The organism is Rhodococcus sp. NyZ502 (assembly GCF_041464245.1).
Lineage (GTDB): Bacteria > Actinomycetota > Actinomycetes > Mycobacteriales > Mycobacteriaceae > Rhodococcus_F > Rhodococcus_F qingshengii.
Map to the genome: position 1 here is coordinate 4,308,858 of NZ_CP167155.1, position 17,001 is coordinate 4,325,858.

The 17,001-nt window shown below is 63.2% G+C and carries 19 protein-coding genes; 7 read left to right on the forward strand and 12 right to left on the reverse strand.

The window, feature by feature from the left end; all coding sequences use genetic code 11:
* Positions 1-346 precede the first annotated feature (346 nt).
* The 3 genes from ACBG85_RS19630 to ACBG85_RS19640 are packed head-to-tail and all read right to left on the reverse strand — an operon-like array spanning position 347 to position 2,208.
* Entirely contained in the window at positions 347-739 is a 393-nt protein-coding gene (locus tag ACBG85_RS19630; RefSeq protein WP_007736120.1) for a hypothetical protein, read from the reverse strand.
* Between the two features lie 3 nt (positions 740-742).
* Complete coding sequence (locus tag ACBG85_RS19635; RefSeq protein WP_164490628.1) at positions 743-1,357, reverse strand: MarC family protein; 615 nt, start codon at positions 1,355-1,357, stop codon at positions 743-745.
* Positions 1,354-2,208 carry a PHP domain-containing protein gene (locus ACBG85_RS19640; protein WP_007736119.1) on the reverse strand — a complete coding sequence of 285 codons (855 nt, stop codon included), beginning with the start codon at positions 2,206-2,208 and terminating at the stop codon, positions 1,354-1,356. The genes ACBG85_RS19635 and ACBG85_RS19640 overlap by 4 nt, the downstream gene beginning before the upstream one ends.
* Positions 2,209-2,377: 169 nt before the next feature.
* On the opposite strand from ACBG85_RS19640, the gene ACBG85_RS19645 reads away from it, so the two are divergent.
* Together ACBG85_RS19645 and ACBG85_RS19650 are read left to right on the forward strand one after the other, a co-directional pair.
* Positions 2,378-3,448 carry a magnesium and cobalt transport protein CorA gene (locus tag ACBG85_RS19645; RefSeq protein WP_372027884.1) on the forward strand — a complete coding sequence of 357 codons (1,071 nt, stop codon included), beginning with the start codon at positions 2,378-2,380 and terminating at the stop codon, positions 3,446-3,448.
* A gap of 134 nt (positions 3,449-3,582) precedes the next feature.
* Positions 3,583-4,029: an SRPBCC family protein gene (locus ACBG85_RS19650; protein WP_007736117.1), complete on the forward strand. Its 447-nt coding sequence runs from the start codon at positions 3,583-3,585 to the stop codon at positions 4,027-4,029.
* 25 nt (positions 4,030-4,054) lie between these two features.
* Here ACBG85_RS19650 and ACBG85_RS19655 read toward each other — a convergent pair whose 3' ends face one another.
* Entirely contained in the window at positions 4,055-4,639 is a 585-nt protein-coding gene (locus tag ACBG85_RS19655) for a suppressor of fused domain protein (protein ID WP_007736116.1), read from the reverse strand.
* 71 nt (positions 4,640-4,710) lie between these two features.
* Between ACBG85_RS19655 and ACBG85_RS19660 the strand changes: the two genes are divergently transcribed.
* Both ACBG85_RS19660 and ACBG85_RS19665 read left to right on the forward strand, forming a co-directional pair.
* Positions 4,711-5,409: a metallophosphoesterase gene (locus ACBG85_RS19660; RefSeq protein WP_372027885.1), complete on the forward strand. Its 699-nt coding sequence runs from the start codon at positions 4,711-4,713 to the stop codon at positions 5,407-5,409.
* Complete coding sequence (locus ACBG85_RS19665) at positions 5,399-6,262, forward strand: hypothetical protein (RefSeq protein WP_003945080.1); 864 nt, start codon at positions 5,399-5,401, stop codon at positions 6,260-6,262. Before ACBG85_RS19660 ends, ACBG85_RS19665 begins: the two co-directional genes overlap by 11 nt.
* Here the strand turns inward: ACBG85_RS19665 and ACBG85_RS19670 are convergent.
* Together ACBG85_RS19670 and ACBG85_RS19675 are read right to left on the reverse strand one after the other, a co-directional pair.
* Positions 6,255-7,358 carry a winged helix DNA-binding domain-containing protein gene (locus ACBG85_RS19670; RefSeq protein ID WP_341513611.1) on the reverse strand — a complete coding sequence of 368 codons (1,104 nt, stop codon included), beginning with the start codon at positions 7,356-7,358 and terminating at the stop codon, positions 6,255-6,257. The genes ACBG85_RS19665 and ACBG85_RS19670 overlap by 8 nt on opposite strands.
* 10 nt (positions 7,359-7,368) lie before the next feature.
* The gene (locus tag ACBG85_RS19675) at positions 7,369-8,634 is read right to left on the reverse strand and encodes an ATP-binding protein (RefSeq protein ID WP_312639026.1); all 1,266 of its coding nucleotides are present in this window, start codon (positions 8,632-8,634) and stop codon (positions 7,369-7,371) included.
* Between the two features lie 126 nt (positions 8,635-8,760).
* On the opposite strand from ACBG85_RS19675, the gene ACBG85_RS19680 reads away from it, so the two are divergent.
* Positions 8,761-8,997, forward strand: a complete 237-nt coding sequence (locus ACBG85_RS19680) for a hypothetical protein (RefSeq protein ID WP_007736112.1) — start codon at positions 8,761-8,763, stop codon at positions 8,995-8,997.
* Positions 8,998-9,000: 3 nt separating this feature from the next.
* Here the strand turns inward: ACBG85_RS19680 and ACBG85_RS19685 are convergent, their stop codons facing one another.
* The 6 genes from ACBG85_RS19685 to ACBG85_RS19710 all read right to left on the reverse strand — a co-directional run bounded on the left by ACBG85_RS19685 (position 9,001) and on the right by ACBG85_RS19710 (position 15,098).
* Positions 9,001-10,170, reverse strand: a complete 1,170-nt coding sequence (locus ACBG85_RS19685; RefSeq protein ID WP_003945069.1) for an ABC transporter ATP-binding protein — start codon at positions 10,168-10,170, stop codon at positions 9,001-9,003.
* Between the two features lie 4 nt (positions 10,171-10,174).
* Positions 10,175-11,005 (reverse strand): carbohydrate ABC transporter permease, encoded by an 831-nt coding sequence (locus ACBG85_RS19690; RefSeq protein ID WP_003945075.1) that lies wholly within the window; start codon positions 11,003-11,005, stop codon positions 10,175-10,177.
* Between the two features lies 1 nt (position 11,006).
* The gene (locus ACBG85_RS19695; protein WP_044480569.1) at positions 11,007-11,888 is read right to left on the reverse strand and encodes a carbohydrate ABC transporter permease; all 882 of its coding nucleotides are present in this window, start codon (positions 11,886-11,888) and stop codon (positions 11,007-11,009) included.
* An 80-nt stretch (positions 11,889-11,968) separates the two neighbouring features.
* Positions 11,969-13,306, reverse strand: coding sequence for an ABC transporter substrate-binding protein (locus ACBG85_RS19700; RefSeq protein WP_030536939.1), 1,338 nt, complete (start codon positions 13,304-13,306; stop codon positions 11,969-11,971).
* Between the two features lie 227 nt (positions 13,307-13,533).
* The gene (locus tag ACBG85_RS19705; protein WP_003945065.1) at positions 13,534-14,028 is read right to left on the reverse strand and encodes a general stress protein; all 495 of its coding nucleotides are present in this window, start codon (positions 14,026-14,028) and stop codon (positions 13,534-13,536) included.
* Positions 14,029-14,135: 107 nt separating this feature from the next.
* A complete protein-coding gene (locus tag ACBG85_RS19710; RefSeq protein ID WP_020908461.1) occupies positions 14,136-15,098 on the reverse strand; it encodes a CoA ester lyase in 963 nt (320 codons plus the stop codon).
* A 72-nt stretch (positions 15,099-15,170) separates the two neighbouring features.
* On the opposite strand from ACBG85_RS19710, the gene ACBG85_RS19715 reads away from it, so the two are divergent.
* Together ACBG85_RS19715 and ACBG85_RS19720 are read left to right on the forward strand one after the other, a co-directional pair.
* Complete coding sequence (locus tag ACBG85_RS19715; protein WP_003945077.1) at positions 15,171-16,457, forward strand: magnesium transporter MgtE N-terminal domain-containing protein; 1,287 nt, start codon at positions 15,171-15,173, stop codon at positions 16,455-16,457.
* Positions 16,454-16,996, forward strand: coding sequence for a DUF1003 domain-containing protein (locus ACBG85_RS19720; protein ID WP_003945067.1), 543 nt, complete (start codon positions 16,454-16,456; stop codon positions 16,994-16,996). Before ACBG85_RS19715 ends, ACBG85_RS19720 begins: the two co-directional genes overlap by 4 nt.
* Positions 16,997-17,001: the final 5 nt, after the last annotated feature.

Sequence of the window (17,001 nt, forward strand, 5' to 3'; positions counted from 1 at the left end):
CTACGTTCACAACGGTCAGAGATCATTTCTTCCGCGAACGACTACTGAGAAGAAGAGCATTCGGCGTGCGCGAGAAAGTGGGCCGCAATACATCCGAAGCGTCATGGTGTGGGGCGGGTGAGCCCTGGCGTATCCATGCAATCTAGGTTTCGGGAGAAATTCTGACGAAACCTGCACTTCGGGGCCGGGCTGTGGCGCCGCCTCGAAGTAACTCCAGTTTGCCACCAGAGTCGGATCACAATCAAATCCTCCAAGCGGTCGGATTCCTCACCACACTCGAACCCGAGCCGTCATCCCCACCGTGTCATCCCCACCCAGTCATCCCCACCGTGTCATCCCCACCCAGTCATCCCCACCACTGCGTCACCAACAACAGCCCCGCCACCACGAGCACGACCACCGATCCGGCAACCGCCGCGATACCCCGCCTGCGGTCGCACCAGATCTGCGCGGCGAGAGCAACCACCGAGGCCGCAATGTGCGCGGTGATCGACGTTGTTCCCGGACCCGGGAATCCGCGGTTGCCGCCCAGATATGCCGAACCGATGATCACGAGTGTCAAGACCACGATTCCGGCCGCCACGGTGCCACTCAGGGCGCGTAGAGCGCGGACCAGCAGCCATTGTCGTTTGTCGGCGGGATAGTCGTAATCGTCTTCGTACTGATAGTCCTGATATTCCTGGTACTGGTAGTCGTCCTCGTACCTGTCGTTCCGGTCGTACCTGTCGTCGTATGTCATCTCTTACGCTCCCGCGACGAATCCGCGGACTGATTCCGCAATGAGTTGAACCGCGATGGCGGCGAGCAGAAGACCGGCGATGCGTGCCAGCAGACTGATGCCACCCTCGCCCAGTATCCGGATCAGTGCGGTCGAGAAGCGCAGGACCACGAACAGCACGAGGTGGATGGACAGAATCGCCAACGCGATCGCCAGATACGACGCCGCTTCACCGTCGGCCTGGGCGACAAAGACGATGACGGCCGCTATCGCACCGGGACCGGCCATCATCGGCGTTCCCAGAGGAACGAGTGCGACGTTGACGTCGTCGGCTCCCTGCGGACGGTTGGAGGCCTTTCCGGTCAGCAGTTCGAGTGCGATGAGAAGCAGCAGCAATCCGCCGGCGCCCTGCAACGCCGGAATGCCGATGTGGAGGTAGTTGAGGATCGCCTGACCGCCGATGGCAAAGACCGAGATGACCGCCAGGGAGACGGCGGGGGCCTGCCATGCCGCTCGGTTGCGATCTTCACGGCTTTTGCGGCCGACCAGTGACAAGAACACCGGGATGACTCCGGGCGGGTCCATGATCACGAACAGCGTGATGAACACGGTGAGGTAGAGCGTGGTGTCGAGCATCAGCGCCCCAGTACCTCCACGCCGGTGGCAGCCGAGACGAGTTTGTCGAACTCGGCCTCGTCCGTGAGCTCGTCGCCGAGTCCGATCGTCTTGTTCTCGCCGTGGTAGTCAGAGGATCCGGTGACTGCCAAACCGAGGTCGACAGCCAGGCGGCGCAGGACGTCACGATCGTCGCTGCGATGGTCCGGGTGATCGACTTCGAGACCCCCGAGACCCAGCTCGGCCAGATCACGGATGTGGTCGAGCGCAAGCAATCCGCCGCGCGAACGCGCCCGTCCATGCGCAAGGACAGTTACTCCCCCGGCCGCTGCCACCAGTTCGACGGCGTACTCGAGCGGAGTGTCGTACTTGGGAACGTCGTATCGCCCTCGACTGGACAACAGGTCGGAGAAAGCCTCACTGATGCTCGACACCACTCCCGCTCGCATCAGGGCCGCTGCGACGTGCGGGCGTCCGACGGACGGACCGGCGTCGGCGAGGATCTGATCGGGATCGACGGGCAGACCGTCACGCGCCATCATGGTCGTCATCACCCGGATACGTTCGACGCGTTCGGCGCGCAGTCGCTCACGTTCTTTTGCGAATTCGGGGTGCGTCGGATCGAACAGGTACGCAAGCAGATGTACAGCGACCGGCCAACCACGCTCACCTCGACCTTCGCACGACATCTCCATCCCACGAACCAGGCTGACGCCGGCCGGCAAGGCCTGCGCCGCCTCGGCCCAGCCCGAAGTCGTGTCGTGATCGGTGATGGCGACGACGTCGAGTCCGGCGTCGGCTGCGGCGCGCATGAGGGCAGCCGGGGTATCGGTGCCGTCCGATGCGTTGGAGTGGGTGTGAAGGTCTATTCGCACTGTTCCAGTGTGTCAGCAATCGGCAACTTCATCGCGCTCCGGTGGGCGAGCCGGAAGCTGACGTACGATTACGCCGCAGCGGCAGCGCAATTCGATCAGGTGTCGCTGTAGTGCCGTTCCCCTGCCGTTCCACTGCATTACAGACCGAGAAGGAGCGAGCGTGCCAACCATGCCGTCACTGCCGAATTGGTCGAACGGCAAATCGACGCAAGCCGATGCGCCCAAGATCCCCGTTCCGGCAGCCCGCGCGATCGTCGACTGCGCGGTCTACGTGGACGGCGTGCGGTTGCCGGGCAAGTACACGCACCGCGCTGCGTTGGCCGAGGTTCGTAGTCGCGACAACGCGTTCGTCTGGGTGGGCATGCACGCTCCCGACGAAGGTCAGATGCAAGATGTAGCAGCAACTTTCGGACTCCACGAGCTGATGGTCGAGGATGCCGTCCATGCACACGAGCGCCCGAAACTCGAACGCTACGACGACGTCATGTTCCTGGTGCTGCGCACGGTCGTCTACGTGCCGCACGAGTCCGTCGCGACGGCGAGCGAGATCGTCGAAACCGGCGAGATCATGGTGTTCGTCGGCCCCGACTTCGTGGTGACCGTCCGGCACGGGGATAACTCCGAACTGGCAAGCGTGCGCAAGTCACTCGAGCAGAACCCCGAGCGCCTCACCATGGGCCCGTTCGCGGTGTTGCACGCGATCACCGACCACGTCGTAGACAGCTATCTCTCCGTCATCCAACTCGTCGAACAGGACGTCGACAGCATGGAAGAGTTGGTGTTCAACCCGCGGAACACCGTTGCCGTCGAGCACATCTACCTGCTCAAACGTGAAATCGTCGAACTACGACGCTCGGTCACTCCACTCGGATTGCCACTGCTCCAGCTGACCCAGCCCGCGGGCGGCCTCGTCCCGAAGGAGATCCGGCGATACTTCCGTGACGTACGAGATCACCACACGATCGTGGCCGAACGTATCTCGGAATACGACGAGGTGTTGAGTTCGCTGGTCGACGCCGCACTCGCGAAGATCGCGGTGCAGCAAAACACCGACATGCGCAAGATCTCCGCGTGGGTCGCTATCGCCGCCGTGCCGACCGGCGTTGCCGGTATCTACGGGATGAACTTCGAGAACATGCCGGAACTCGGTTACAAGTACGGCTATCAGTCCATCCTGTTCCTCATCGCGTCGGTGTGTGTCGGCTTGTTCTTTCTCTTCCGTCGCAACAACTGGCTGTGAACCTCGCACGCTGACTCCCTGTACTTGCCACCGTCGCAGGCGGACAATGGATATGGGTACGCATTTTCATTACGTTCCCGAAATCCATTTTGCGACAAGCAAATTCAGATCCAAGGAGAAGTGGAGCAGCAACCATGCCTACAGTCGAGCAATCCGTGGAGATCGCGTTGCCACCCAAGGACGTCTGGGAGTACATCGCCGTCGCCGAGAACTGGCCCAACTGGGAGAATTCGATGGTCGAGTGCAAACAGATCACCGACGGCCCGATGGGCGTGGGAAGCCGCTGGCACGGTGTCTCGCGAATCCTGGGCAAGCGTCTCGAGTGGACATCCGAATTCACCGAGTACGACCCACCGAGATCGTCGAAATCGACGTCCGTCGAAAGTCCGGTCAGCTTCTCGCAGACCACGACCTGCGAAGAAGTCGGTGACGGCACTCGGGTCACCTACCGACTCGACAGCGAAAGCGGCCTGGGAGGAGTATTCGGCAAGATGGCCGACCCGATCGTCACGAAAGCATTTTCACGGACGGTTCGGGTAAGTCTCGAGAACTTGGCGGACATCCTCGTGCACGCCGAATGATCTGACGGACAAAGCGCCAGCGCAGCTAGAGCGAGGCAGCGGAACGGTGCGGATCGCGGATGTCGATCCCCGCCTCGGTCCACGCTTCCCTCAGTGCCTCCGCGCCGCGCAGACGCACCCAGGCGGCTTCGGTACCGGTCAGGGGGACCACACCAAGGAAGCGCACCGGGTCGAACGGCTCCGGCAGCGTCAGGTCTTCGATCCCGCTGTCACCGAGAAGCACCGCCGTGAACGCAGTGTCCTTCCACAGCGGCTCGCCCAGGTCCAACAGTGCGTCCTCGAGCAGCACGACGCCTTCGACGGACGGCGCCGCGGCCAGCACCGCGAGCGTCCTGGCCACACCTGACGCCACACCGGTGCCACCGCGCAGCGTGAGTACCAACTCGGCGCGGGGTCCGCGTGTGGGGTCTGCGACCAGTTCGTTGGGGTCGCCCATCGGATGACGCGAGCACCCCAGTGTGACGTAGCGGACCAGGCCGTCGGGTGATTCGAAACGCAGCACGTCCAGCGGTTCGACACCGAGGAACGTCACTGAGGCCGCGGTGGGGTCCGGCCCCTCGATGCTGCTGACGAGATGGGCCCGGACGGAAGATACGACGCTGTCTGACACTCGTCCATCTAAACACCGTGCCCGCGAGGTTCGCAGCGCAGATACCTCGCGGTGGCGGTAGCGTCGTCGAAATGGTCTCCGTTCTCGCTGTCAGCGACGAGACTGTCGAATTCCTGTGGAGCAGTCAGGTTCGTTCACTCGGAGTCGACGTGATCCTGGGCGCGGGCGATCTGCCGTTTGCGTATCTGGAGTACCTGTCTGACCAACTGAATGCGCCTTGCGTGTTCGTTCCCGGAAACCACGACGCCGATCTGTCCGGATATTCGAACAAGAGATCGGGTTGGACGCGGGCCGGGATGCCTGCGCAGTGGCCAGGGCCTACCGGCGCAGTCAACGCCGACGGACGCATCGTGACCGTCGCCGGTCTGCGGATCGCGGGCCTCGGTGGTTCCATCCGATACAACACGGGTTCCAATCAGTGGTCCGAGCGCCAGCAGAGCCGACGCGCTCGCTCGCTCGCCTGGCGAAACGCCTGGCAATCGCGGCTTCCCGGCGGCCGGGCGGGCGTGGATGTGCTGCTCACCCACAGTCCCGCCCGCGGTGTCGGCGACGCCGAGGATCGGCCACATCGAGGGTTCGAATGCTTCACGCCTTTGATTCACAACCTCGATCCGACGGTGATGGTCCACGGACACATCCACCCGCACGGGCGAACCCCTCTCGATCTGGAGGTAGGCCGGACTATCGTGCTCAATACCGTCGGCTTCACGCTGATGGAGATTTCCCCAGGTACTCCGCCGACGATCGTGAGGCGCCGACATGGCTCGTGACACCGGATTTCCCACAGCCGACGCGGAAAACGACTTCGCTCGTCAGCGTCGACGTGCCGACGTTGCCCGTCTGGTCAGTTGGCTACGACGCGAACCCGACGACGTCAACGCGATCCTGCCGTTCGACGAGGTTGTCGCAGCTCTGGGCAAGGTCGGCGAGAAGTCTCTGGGGCTGCAGGTCGTCACCATCGAATCAATAGTCGGAAGTGTCGACCGCACAGGTGATTTCGACAGGTACTTCCGTCCGACGTCCACTCACTCGCGCGCTCGTTGGGAGCGACTTGCGGTGGCGCAACGACGCGGCGAATCGGTACCACCTGTTCAGTTGTATCGCGTCGGCTCCATGCATTTCGTGATCGACGGGCACCACCGAGTGTCCATTGCGTGTGCGATGCACCAGAAGACAATCGACGCGTACGTCACCGAGATCATCACGCGTATCTCGCCGGAAGGCATCACTCAGCGCGCTGATCTGCTCATCAAGGATCATCGTCGACTCTTCCTCACCCGCGTTCCGCTGCAGGGTTCACAACGCGAAGCCGTCCAGGTCACCGACCCGTGGGAGTACGCCGAACTCAGTGAGTGTGTGGAGGCGTGGGGTTTTCGGCTCATGCAGGAGAAGGGTGAGTTCCTCGGCCGAGACACCGTCGCCCGCCGCTGGTTCGGCGAGGAGTTTCTGCCCGTCGTGCGAATGCTGCGGGGTGCCGACATGTTGCCCGAGCACACCGACGCCGAGGCCTACTTGTGGATCGCCCGGGAGCGGTACCGACTGGTGCGGCGGCACATGTGGAACGACGAGATCGTGGCCGAACTACGCGATCGAGCACCGCGAAAGCACAAGCCCGCTACGTAGCGACAGCGAACCGCACCTCACGGTTCGGGATCTTCGGGTGCATGAATTTCAGCAACGCACGCGCTTCCTTCTCGATGGATGCGAGCGCGGTCTTCGGTTGCTGCGCAAACAGAGTCGCGCCCAATTCGACCGTCTCCTTGTCCGGCGTCACCGTCGCGAATCCCACCACCTTTCCGCGCACCAGGATGGCGGGCTTGATGATGCCGTTGACGGTGAAGACACGAGTTCGGTACTGCTCGTCCATGATTCGCGAGCGGTCGGCGTGCGAGAGCAGGATGTTGTCGAACGGAGCAAGGATTCTGACCGGCGGTGTTCCGGAGGTCGGTCGTGGCGCGTCCGGCAGGTCGAACACCTCGGCCCCTTTCGCGTTGACAAAGGTGACCAGGCCGGGTCGTAGCCGCTCGAATACTTCGGCGAGTCTGGTCAGACCCGACCACGCCTGAGCGTCCTTCACGCTCGCGGGGCCGAAGGCAGCCAGATAGCGCAGCACCATCGCGTCGGGATCCGGCGATGAACTCACCTCTGCGCCAAGCCAATTCTCCAAGGTCGTCAGTGCCGGTGCTCCGGATCGTCCCCACAGACCTCGCGGTGGGACCTGCACCATCGGCAGAAGCCCTCGAACTCCGTGCGCCAGTCCCTCGGCCGCGTGACCGGGAAAGCGCTCTGCCAGTAACGGTCTCATCTGCATCTGAGTGAGCGGCCCGTCCGCTACCAATTCGCGCCCCGCCCGCGCCAGCGCGTCGAGATCCAACCCGGTGAGCGCAGCACGCTGAGTGCTGTTGGTGTGGAGATCGCGTTCCATGATCGTCTGAACCGTGGCCCGGAAGGGACCCGCATCCGCGGCCGAAAGAGCAAAGACCGTGCCCCGCATGGCAACAAGCCGCACCACCTGGCGCTTCTCGACAAGGGTGGAGAGGTCTTCTGCCGCAAAGTTCTTCAGCCGCGCCCACAGCGCCAGATAGGGAGGCGTCGGCGCCTGGGCTTGCAGACCCGCCAGGTGCTCGATCGCATCCAACGCGCTGACCTCGGCCCTCCGCAGCAGGAACTGCCTCGCCAGTGTCGCCAGGTTGAGCTCGCGATCGGTGATCAGTGTCATCGACAACTCCTCAGCGCTCGTGGTCGGATTCGGTGACGATCTGGAACGGTATCTCGACTCGCGCGAGGGTTCCGGACTCTTCACCCGGCCCGACCGAGAACGAGCCACCCGCAGCAACCACCCGCAACTCGTGCGAGAGCAGCCCTATGTGGCCGGCGGCCCGTCGTTCGGCAATCCGATCGACGCTGATCCCCCGGCCGTCGTCCGAGACCACCAGCACCGCACGGTGGTCCAGTCGTGCGAGCTCGATCCGAACATTGTGCGCACCGGCATGTTTGACGACGTTGGCCAGCAGCTCTCGTGCGGCGCCGAACAGGACGTCGTCCGCGGACGTGCGCAGATCGTCGTTCCAGCCCGAAGTGTCGACGTCGACCACTACTCCGCCGCGTCCCTGCGCCGATCGCGCGAGGTCCCCGATTGCGCGGGCAAGACCCACGTGAACAAGGACAGTGGGATGCAACTCCGAGACGGAGGATCTCAACAGCGTTGTCGCTTCACCGAGCGCTTTCCCAGCTCGCGCCAGGGCGACAGGCTCCGCGCTGTCCGCCAATTCGTCGAGATCCATCCGCGCCGCGAGGACGTACTGCAGCGCCCCGTCGTGTAATTGCTCCGACAGTTCCGTGCGCTCACGCTGCTCGAGCCCCATGAGCTCGGCAAGAAGGCTCGTGCGATGCCCGACGAGGTGCCCGATGGTCAGCACGCGTGATCTTTGAATCCGAGTCAGTCCGATTGCGCCCGCGCCTACTCCGGCCAAGGCCATGGTGCTCAGCAGGATCGACGGCCACGGCTCGGAGTTCGAAGTCATCGTTGCCCAACTGGAAACGAAGAACACACCGATCGTGCAGGCAACGACGCCGACACACACGTCCGTCCGCAGTTGCGTACACGCCAGAACCGGAATGACGAAGAGCCCGTTACTCAAGATGTCGGCGGTCCAACTCTGCTCGGCCGCGAGACCGGTCAGCAATGTCAGAGTTGCGAGCACGGCAAGGTCGACGAACAAGCCGAGCCAGATCATCGTCACCGGGCCGGTGCCGCCCTTGCGGATCCACAGCGCCACGGCTGCCGACCAGAGTGCATAGGCGCCCAGAATCGCGAAACACCATCCCGCGTCGTTCATCGGCGGGACGAAAATCAGTGTCAGGGCGATGAACAGCACCAGAGCGCCGCGCACCGTCAGTTGGAGGTACGCACCGCGGTAGGCGTGTTCGCGCATGATCCGCTCGAGGTCCGGGCCACCGGGCAGGTGCTCGGTTCGTACCGAGGATTCGTTCATCTGTCCTCCTGTGCCGCCCATCCCAGTTCCCTGTGAATGAGCTTCGCACACGAGATTTCACAATCAACCCGCAATACCGTGAATGGCACAGCATTCACCGAACCTCGAAACCACGCAGGAGTGCTCATGATCTCGACCCGAGCAAGCAAGCGCCGCATCGCCACTCGATTTGCCGTCGCCGGCGCCCTGGCAGCGGCGCCGATCGCCGTGGTCGCCGGGACAGCGCAAGCCGCCCCGGCCTCCACCCATCACGAACAATTCGGCCGCCTGGTCCCCCTACCCGAACCGGCCGACGCAGCGCCCGGCCCCGAACAGGTACCGCTCCCCTGGGGCGCGACGTATTCGGTCACCTTGCCCGGGTAAAGGTCACAGCAGCAGATTGGCTCCCGTACCGCCGTCGAACACTGCGATCTTGGCGGGATCGAACCAGAGATCGACAGACCTGCCCTGGGCCACCGTGGACTCGGACGAGAGCCTGGCAACCAGTTGACCGCCACCAGCGACGGCCGTTCCCGAATCGGCGGCGAGTTCCTCGAGTTCACGAGAATTGACGGCGGGGCCACCAGCGAGGAAATACGCGTACTTGTCCGAACCCATCGATTCCAGCACGTCGACGTCGACGGTGAACGTCCCGCCGTGCGGCTTCTGCGCTGCATCGACCAGCGCCACGTCCTCGAAATGCTCCGGTCTGATACCGACCACCACGTCCTTGCCCGAACCGCTGCCCGAGATCTTCGACTGCGCCGCCGCTGGCAGGCGAACATCGCCGATCGGCGTGCTCACACCGTCGGCCGTCAACTGTCCGGGGAAGAAGTTCATGGACGGGGACCCGATGAATCCCGCCACGAACAGATTGTTCGGACGATCGTAGAGTTCCTGCGGCGCACCGATCTGTTGCACGATTCCGCCGCGCAGCACGACTACCCGATCGCCGAGCGTCATCGCCTCGGTCTGGTCGTGGGTCACGTAAATCGTTGTCGTACCGAGTCGCTGCTGCAGACGGGCGATCTCCGTCCTCATCTGCACGCGCAGTTTGGCGTCCAGGTTCGATAGCGGCTCGTCCATGAGAAACGCCTTCGGGCTGCGCACGATTGCGCGTCCCATCGCGACACGCTGACGCTGACCGCCCGACAGGTTCGCCGGTTTGCGATCGAGATGCTGGGTGAGGTCGAGGACCCGCGCAGCGTCGTCGACCTTGGCGTTGATCTCGTCCTTGGACATCTTCGCCAATGTCAGTGGGAAAGCGATGTTCTGACGCACCGTCATGTGCGGATACAGCGCATACGACTGGAACACCATCGCGATGTCGCGGTCCTTGGGGGCGCGTTCGTTGACGCGTTCACCCGCGATCCGCAACTCACCGGTCGAAATGTCTTCCAGCCCGGCAATCATGTTGAGCGTCGTGGATTTTCCACAACCGGACGGGCCCACGAGAATGATGAATTCTCCGTCGGCGATGGTGATGTCGACATCACTGACCGCCTTGGCTCCGTCCGGGTACAGCTTGGTCACCTTGTCCAGCACGATCTCGGCCACAGGCTTATCCCTTCACTGCGCCGGAAGTAAGCCCGGCCACGATACGACGTTGGAAGAACAGAACAAAGATGATGATCGGAATGGTGATGACCATGGCGGCCGCGGCGATCGACCCGGTGGGCTCCTCGAATTGTGAAGCGCCGGTGAAGTTTGCGATGGCCGCAGGGGCGGTGATGGAGCGTTCGGTCGACGTCAGCGAAATCGCGAACAACAGGTCGTTCCAGCAGAAGATGAACACCAGGATTCCCGCAGTGACGATGCCGGGCGCGGCCAGTGGAGCCACCACCTTCCGGAACGCCTGCCCCGGAGTCGCGCCGTCCATCTGCGCCGCCTTTTCGAGTTCCCAAGGAATCTCTTTGAAGAACGCCGAGAGCGTGTAGATCGCCAACGGCAACGCAAAGGTGATGTACGGCAGGATGAGTCCGGCCCAGGTGTCGAAGAGTCCGAGCCGTCGTTCGATGTCGAACAGCGGGCTCACCAATGAAATCTGCGGGAACATCGCGATCAGCAGGGCAACAGCCACCAGCAGCTTCTTGCCCGGAAAATCCAGGCGCGCAATCGCGTAAGCAGCCATGGTTCCGATCACCACGGCGATGACCGTCGAGATGAGTCCGATGCCGATGGAGTTGATCAGAGCACTGGTGAAGGCGCTGGTGTCGAAGATTCCTCGGTAGTTGTCCAGGGTCCACTTCTCCGGAATGAACTTGCCGTCCTTGATGGTTCCGGCGGGCTTGAAGGACAGGCTCGCAATCCACAGGACGGGAACCAACGCGTACAGCAAGACCAGAAGGTTGACGACGGACCAGCTGATCTTGAGTCTGGGAGTCACGGTCATGTCAGCGTCCTTCCGTATCGGATCCGGGAGCCGAAGCACCGAAAAGTTTGATGAAGATGAACGCGATCACGGCCACACACACGAAGATCAACACGCTGATCGCGGATCCGATGCCCAAGTTGAATGCCTTGAACAGATTGTCGTAACCCAGAATCGACACCGACCCGGTGTCGTTCGCTCCCTTCGTGAGCACGTAGATGTTGTCGAAGATGCGGAATGCGTCGAGTGTGCGGAACAGCAGAGCGACGAGGATGGCGGGCTTCATCAGCGGAAGGATGATGCGTACCAACCGGGTCCACGCGCCGGCGCCGTCCACCTGAGCCGCCTTGAGAAGGTCATCGGGCACGAGCGCCAAGCCGGCGAGCAGGAGCAGCGCCATGAACGGCGTCGTCTTCCAGACCTCGGCAAGGACGATGATCGCGAGCGACGGGATCTGGTCGGTGAGCGGCGCACTGCCGTCGGGCAGGAGATTGGCGAGGTAGCCGGTCCCCGGCGTCCACGCGTAGTACCAGCTGTATGCCGCCGCGACGGTGACGATGCCGTACGGGATGAGCACAACGGTGCGGACGAGCCCCTTACCCACGATCGTTCGGTGCATCACCAGTGCGATGGTCAGTCCGAGAACGAACTCGATGACGACCGAGACAACCGTGATCGACGTCGTCACCGCGAACGCTTGCCACCAGTAACCGTCGGTCAGCACCGACACGTAGTTGTCGAACCACACGAACTTTCGTTGATCCGGGAAGCGCAGGTCGTAGCGCTGCAAACTCAGCCAAACGGCGTAGACCACCGGATACGCGGTCACCGCGATCATGAGAATCGCGGCCGGGGCCACCAGCCAGAGACCGAGTCGACGCTCAGCCGCCTTTCCGTCGGACATCTTCGACTTCGCGGAGTGCTTCGGCTCCGGCGATGGCGTCGCGACTGTTGGTGCAGCTCCCGAATTTTCGCTGTCGATCGTCACGGAATCAGCCCCTCGGAATTGACTGCCTTGCGTACCTGCTCGGCAAGATCGTTCACGGTCGATTCCGGATCGATGTTTCCCACAGGGTTCAGCGTGGCAGTGATGAGCGTCGAAATACTCTGATAGGCAGGAGAAACCGGCCGAACCGAAGCGGTGTCCAGGCTGTCGCGAACCTCACGCCACGCCGGGTACGCCTCCTGGAACGCCGGGTCGTCGTACAGGCTCTCGAGAGTCGGCGGAACGCCACCGGCTACCGCGTTGTTGCGCTGATTCTCCTCGTTACGCAGACAGGTCAGCGCATCGAAAGCGAGGTCCGGATGCTGGCTGGTCTTGGCCACCGCCACGTTGAAGCCGCCGATCGTGACCTCGGCCGGCTTACCCTCGATCACCGAGGGATACGGAGCGGCAAGGAAATTCCGTTCTCCGTTCACCGTGAGCACCGTGTTTCCGGTGTTCTCACTGGTGACGTTGCCCTTGTCGTCGATGTACGGCAGATCGCCCTTCTCGGCGTTCTCCATGATGCCGGGCAGCACGAACGGCCAGTTGACCTGGAAGGCAGATTTGCCGCTCTCCATACCCAGTCGCGACGACGCTTCATCCCCCTGCGAGATCGAGGGATCCGCACCCTTGGCGGTAGCGACGCGCTTCATGACGGTCAACGCCTGCTGGGCAGCATCACCGTCGGCCACCGTCACGGTTGTTCCGTCCGGCCCCACCACCGATCCGCCGGCACTGGCGAGAAGGGTGTTGAACCAGACCATCAATCCTTCGTACTGCTTGCCCTGCACACCGATCCAGCTGGGGCGCCCCTCCGCGGCCAGGCCTTCGGAGATGTCGATCATCTGATCCCAGGTCTGGGGTGGTTGCCCGTCCGGCATCAAATCCTTTCGATACCAGAGCAATTGGGTGTTGGTGTTCAATGGCGCCGCATAGAGTTGGTCCTGCCACTTCGCCGACTCCAGCGGACCCTCGAGCGTCCCGTTGCTGACCTCGGCCGCCACGTCGTCAGGAAGCGGCAATGCCCATCCCGCTTCGGCGAATTCGGCAGTCCACACCACGTCGAGCGTCATCAGATCGAGTGACTTGTCGTTGCCGGTCAGACGCCGGGCCAACTGAAGTCGCTGGTCGTCGGCACCCTTGGGCAGAGTTTTCTGCTCGACCCGGTACGCGCCGTTCGACGCCGCCGAACAATTGGCGGCGGCCTCCGCATACTGCTCGGCGCCGTCGGCAGCGGTGTAGAAGGACAGCACCACGCCGTCGTCATTGTCCGATCCGCACGCACTGAGCAAGGGCGCCAACAACAATGTTGCCGCGCCGAGCAGCCCCGCCCGCAATTTCTTCTTCTGTCCCGCCCGCGATCTCTTGTTCTGCACAGCCGTCCTCCTCGGGCGGCGAGACGGCGCAGTCGTTACGGCTGGCCGACGCACCACACATCGGCACTTTTGCCGGAGAAGGGACCTATTTCCTTGTCCGGCAAACGGTCACGGGAAGCGAGTACTACCTCGCCCGCGTGTACATAAAGTAACCGAGATCACACAAGTTGGCAGCCCGAGCGAGAATGTCAGATGGCGAGCTTGGCGAGCAGGTCGCGCGCCGACTCCGCCGTCTTGGGCTCACACAGTACGTCGTAACGTCCGGCGACCAACTGCATCGTCGAGGCGAAGTCCCGCTGCCCACGCGTCGCGGCGTACGGAATCGTCGTGGAGATGACACCGAAGATGATGCCGCCCACGATGCCCGCGATCAGCGGAGCGAGGAAACCACCGGTGACGATTCCGAGCACCAGGCCGAAGAAGACACCGAGCCAAGCACCGGAGACGATGCCGCCACCGATCACCTTGGCCCACGTCAACCGACCGAGAACTCGCTCGACCTGCATCAGGTTCACGCCGACGATCGTGACGTCCTGAACCGGGAATTCCTGATCGGAGAGGTAATCGACTGCGCGCTGCGCCTCGGCGTAGGTGGGGTACGACCCGATGGGCCATCCCGAAGGCGGTGTCGGCAACGCTCCACGGCGCGACCCATTCGACGATTGACCGAGCGGATTGGACATGGCTGGCTGCGCTCCTCTTTTCGGGCACGTCATCCACGCGGATGACGCAAGTACATCTACCCCCTATTGTGCCCTTTACAGACCTGATTCGTTCGGCTATGCGAGCGTCAGGCGTGTTCGGGCGGCGTGAATTCCGAGGTGCGCGTCATCCCCGCGGCGCGGCCCTTGGCCGAAATCACCAGTGCCATCTTGCGACTCGCCTCGTCGATCATCTCGTCGCCGAGCATGACGGCGCCCCGCCCTCCCCCGGCAGCCGAGGTGTGGAACGCGTACGCGTCCAAGATGAGTTCCGCACGGTCGTAGTCGGATTGGCGCGGACTGAACACCTCGTTGGCCGCCTCGATCTGCGTGGGGTGCAGAACCCACTTGCCGTCGAAACCGAGCGCTGCCGTTCGCGCAGCCGACCGAGTGAAAGCCTCGACGTCGCGGATCTGCAGGTACGGCCCGTCGATGGCCTGGACGCCGTGCGCCCGCGCGGCCATCAAGATGGTCATCAGGATGTGGTGATACGCGTCACCGCGGTCGTAGCCGTCCGGTTGCTCACCGACGACCAGAGTTCGCATGTTCAAGCTCGCCATGAAGTCGGCCGGGCCGAACACGAGCGCCTCGACGCGGGGACTCGCGGTGGCGATCGCGTCGATGTTGGTCAAGCCGATCGCGTTCTCGATCTGCGGTTCGATCCCGATCTTGCCGACCTCGAGACCGTTGGCCTTCTCGACCTGCGTCAACAACAAATCGAGCGCCTGGACGTGACTCGCATCGGGAACCTTGGGCAGCAGAATGGCGTCCAGATGCGCTCCGGCGCGGCCCACCACCTCCACGACGTCGGCATACGTCCATTCGGTGGTCCAGTCGTTGACCCGGACGACCTTGACCTGTTTGCCCCACCCGTCCTCGGCCAACGCGTCGCCGATCGACTCCCTGGCCGCCTGCTTCGCCAGCGGCGCCACCGCATCTTCGAGGTCGAGAAAGATCTCGTCGGCGGGCAATCCCTTCGCCTTGTCGATCATCTTCCGACTGCTGCCGGGAACTGCCAATACCGATCGACGGGAACGGTTGCGTGAAGTCATTGCGGACTGCCCTTCTCGATTTTCGGTGGCGCCGTTACAGATTTTGACGCTGGACGAATTAGCCTTGCAATCATGGCAGCAGCAGGCAAGGTATTTGCAGCCAGGCTTGCCGGCCTGGTTGTACTCGGCCCGGACGGCGAATCGATCGGTCGTGTGCGCGACGTCGTCATCACGGTCCGCATCGGACGCCAGCAACCCCGCGTTCTCGGTCTGGTGATCGAAATGTTCACGCGCAAACGTATTTTCGTTCCGATGTTGCGTGTGACAGCAATCGAACCGAGTGCAGTCACCCTCACCACCGGCAACGTCAGTCTGCGGCGCTTCAACCAGCGCCCGGGCGAAGTGCTCGCTCTGGCGCAGGTACTCGATTCGCATGTGCGCGTGGACGACCCGGAACTCGAGGAGCTTCACGGCGTCGACACGATAGTCGTCGATCTCGGAATCGAATCGACGCGGACGCGAGACTGGGTGGTCTCCAAGGTCGCGGTTCGCGGCCATCGCGGACGCCTCGGTCGACGCGCGGCGATTCACATCGTCGACTGGCAGCACGTCGCCGGCCTCACCCAGAGCGACCTCTCACTCCCCGGCCAGGGCGTAGCTCACCTGCTTCTCCAGTACGAAGGCATGCGACCCGCCGATGTGGCCAACGCCATGCGCGAACTGCCGGAGAAGCGCCGCCACGAACTGGCCGTGGCGCTCGACGACGAACGCCTCGCCGACGTCGTGCAGGAACTGCCGGCGGACGACCAGACCGATCTGCTGATGCACCTGGAAGTCGAACGCGCCGCCGATCTACTCGAAGCGATGGATCCCGACGACGCCGCCGACCTGTTGGGCGAGCTGCCCGAAACCGAGGCCGAGTCACTGCTTCAGTTGATGGACCCGCAGGATTCCGAACCTGTTCGACGCCTGCTCGAGCATTCCCCGGACACTGCCGGTGGTCTGATGACGCCCGAACCGGTGGTACTGACGGCCTCGACGACGGTCGCGGAGGCCCTTGCCCGCGCCCGCAACTACGACGTGACCCCGGCGCTGTCGAGCATGGTCTTCGTCGTACGTCCGCCGACGGCGACTCCGACCGGGCGGTATCTCGGCTGCGTCCACTTGCAAAAGCTTCTCCGCGAGCCTCCCGCCAGCCTGGTAGGCGGACTACTCGACACCGACATGCCCCGGTTGGCCCCGGACGACTCGTTGGCGTCGGTCACCCGATATTTCGCGACGTACAACTTGGTATGCGGGCCGGTCGTGGACGACGAGAACCACCTGATCGGGGCCGTGACGGTCGACGACGTGCTCGATCACCTCCTGCCGGAAGACTGGCGTGAGGATTACTCCGACGACGAGGAACTACTCCGATGAGCGAACGGGCGTCGAGCACGACCGCACGGCAACGACTGGAAACGCCCCGCGGAAGCCGCCGGTTCAATCTCGATTTCGACGTCGAAGCTGTCGGGCGCGTCAGTGAACGCATCGCCCGCTTCCTCGGCACCGGGCGTTATCTCGCAATCCAGACGATCATCGTGATCGTCTGGATCCTGATCAACGTGTTCGCGGTGGCCCTGCAGTGGGACCCGTACCCGTTCATCCTGCTCAACCTGGCCTTCTCCACCCAGGCCGCCTACGCGGCGCCGCTGATCCTCCTGGCCCAGAACCGTCAGGAGAACCGCGACCGGGTCTCGCTTGAGGAGGACCGCTCACGCGCCGAGCAAACCAAGGCGGATACCGAATTCCTCGCCCGAGAACTCGCAGCTCTGCGTATCGCCGTCGGCGAGGTTGCCACCCGCGACTACCTGCGACGGGAGCTCGAGGAGATCAAGTCGATCCTTGCTGCCGACGGCGAACCGACCCCGAAGAAGAAGCACCGTGACTCGAATACTGCGAAACAAAGTCACAACTAGCTGAG

What these genes read in the sequence shown, in the direction of transcription:
- ACBG85_RS19630 (WP_007736120.1), bottom strand. Translation starts at nt 739, where the DNA reads ATGACATACGACGACAGGTACGACCGGAACGACAGGTACGAGGACGAC.
- ACBG85_RS19645 (WP_372027884.1), top strand. Translation starts at nt 2,378, where the DNA reads ATGCCGTCACTGCCGAATTGGTCGAACGGCAAATCGACGCAAGCCGAT.
- ACBG85_RS19650 (WP_007736117.1), top strand. Translation starts at nt 3,583, where the DNA reads ATGCCTACAGTCGAGCAATCCGTGGAGATCGCGTTGCCACCCAAGGAC.
- ACBG85_RS19660 (WP_372027885.1), top strand. Translation starts at nt 4,711, where the DNA reads ATGGTCTCCGTTCTCGCTGTCAGCGACGAGACTGTCGAATTCCTGTGG.
- ACBG85_RS19665 (WP_003945080.1), top strand. Translation starts at nt 5,399, where the DNA reads ATGGCTCGTGACACCGGATTTCCCACAGCCGACGCGGAAAACGACTTC.
- ACBG85_RS19670 (WP_341513611.1), bottom strand. Translation starts at nt 7,358, where the DNA reads ATGACACTGATCACCGATCGCGAGCTCAACCTGGCGACACTGGCGAGG.
- ACBG85_RS19675 (WP_312639026.1), bottom strand. Translation starts at nt 8,634, where the DNA reads ATGAACGAATCCTCGGTACGAACCGAGCACCTGCCCGGTGGCCCGGAC.
- ACBG85_RS19680 (WP_007736112.1), top strand. Translation starts at nt 8,761, where the DNA reads ATGATCTCGACCCGAGCAAGCAAGCGCCGCATCGCCACTCGATTTGCC.
- ACBG85_RS19690 (WP_003945075.1), bottom strand. Translation starts at nt 11,005, where the DNA reads ATGACCGTGACTCCCAGACTCAAGATCAGCTGGTCCGTCGTCAACCTT.
- ACBG85_RS19695 (WP_044480569.1), bottom strand. Translation starts at nt 11,888, where the DNA reads ATGTCCGACGGAAAGGCGGCTGAGCGTCGACTCGGTCTCTGGCTGGTG.
- ACBG85_RS19705 (WP_003945065.1), bottom strand. Translation starts at nt 14,028, where the DNA reads ATGTCCAATCCGCTCGGTCAATCGTCGAATGGGTCGCGCCGTGGAGCG.
- ACBG85_RS19710 (WP_020908461.1), bottom strand. Translation starts at nt 15,098, where the DNA reads ATGACTTCACGCAACCGTTCCCGTCGATCGGTATTGGCAGTTCCCGGC.
- ACBG85_RS19715 (WP_003945077.1), top strand. Translation starts at nt 15,171, where the DNA reads ATGGCAGCAGCAGGCAAGGTATTTGCAGCCAGGCTTGCCGGCCTGGTT.
- ACBG85_RS19720 (WP_003945067.1), top strand. Translation starts at nt 16,454, where the DNA reads ATGAGCGAACGGGCGTCGAGCACGACCGCACGGCAACGACTGGAAACG.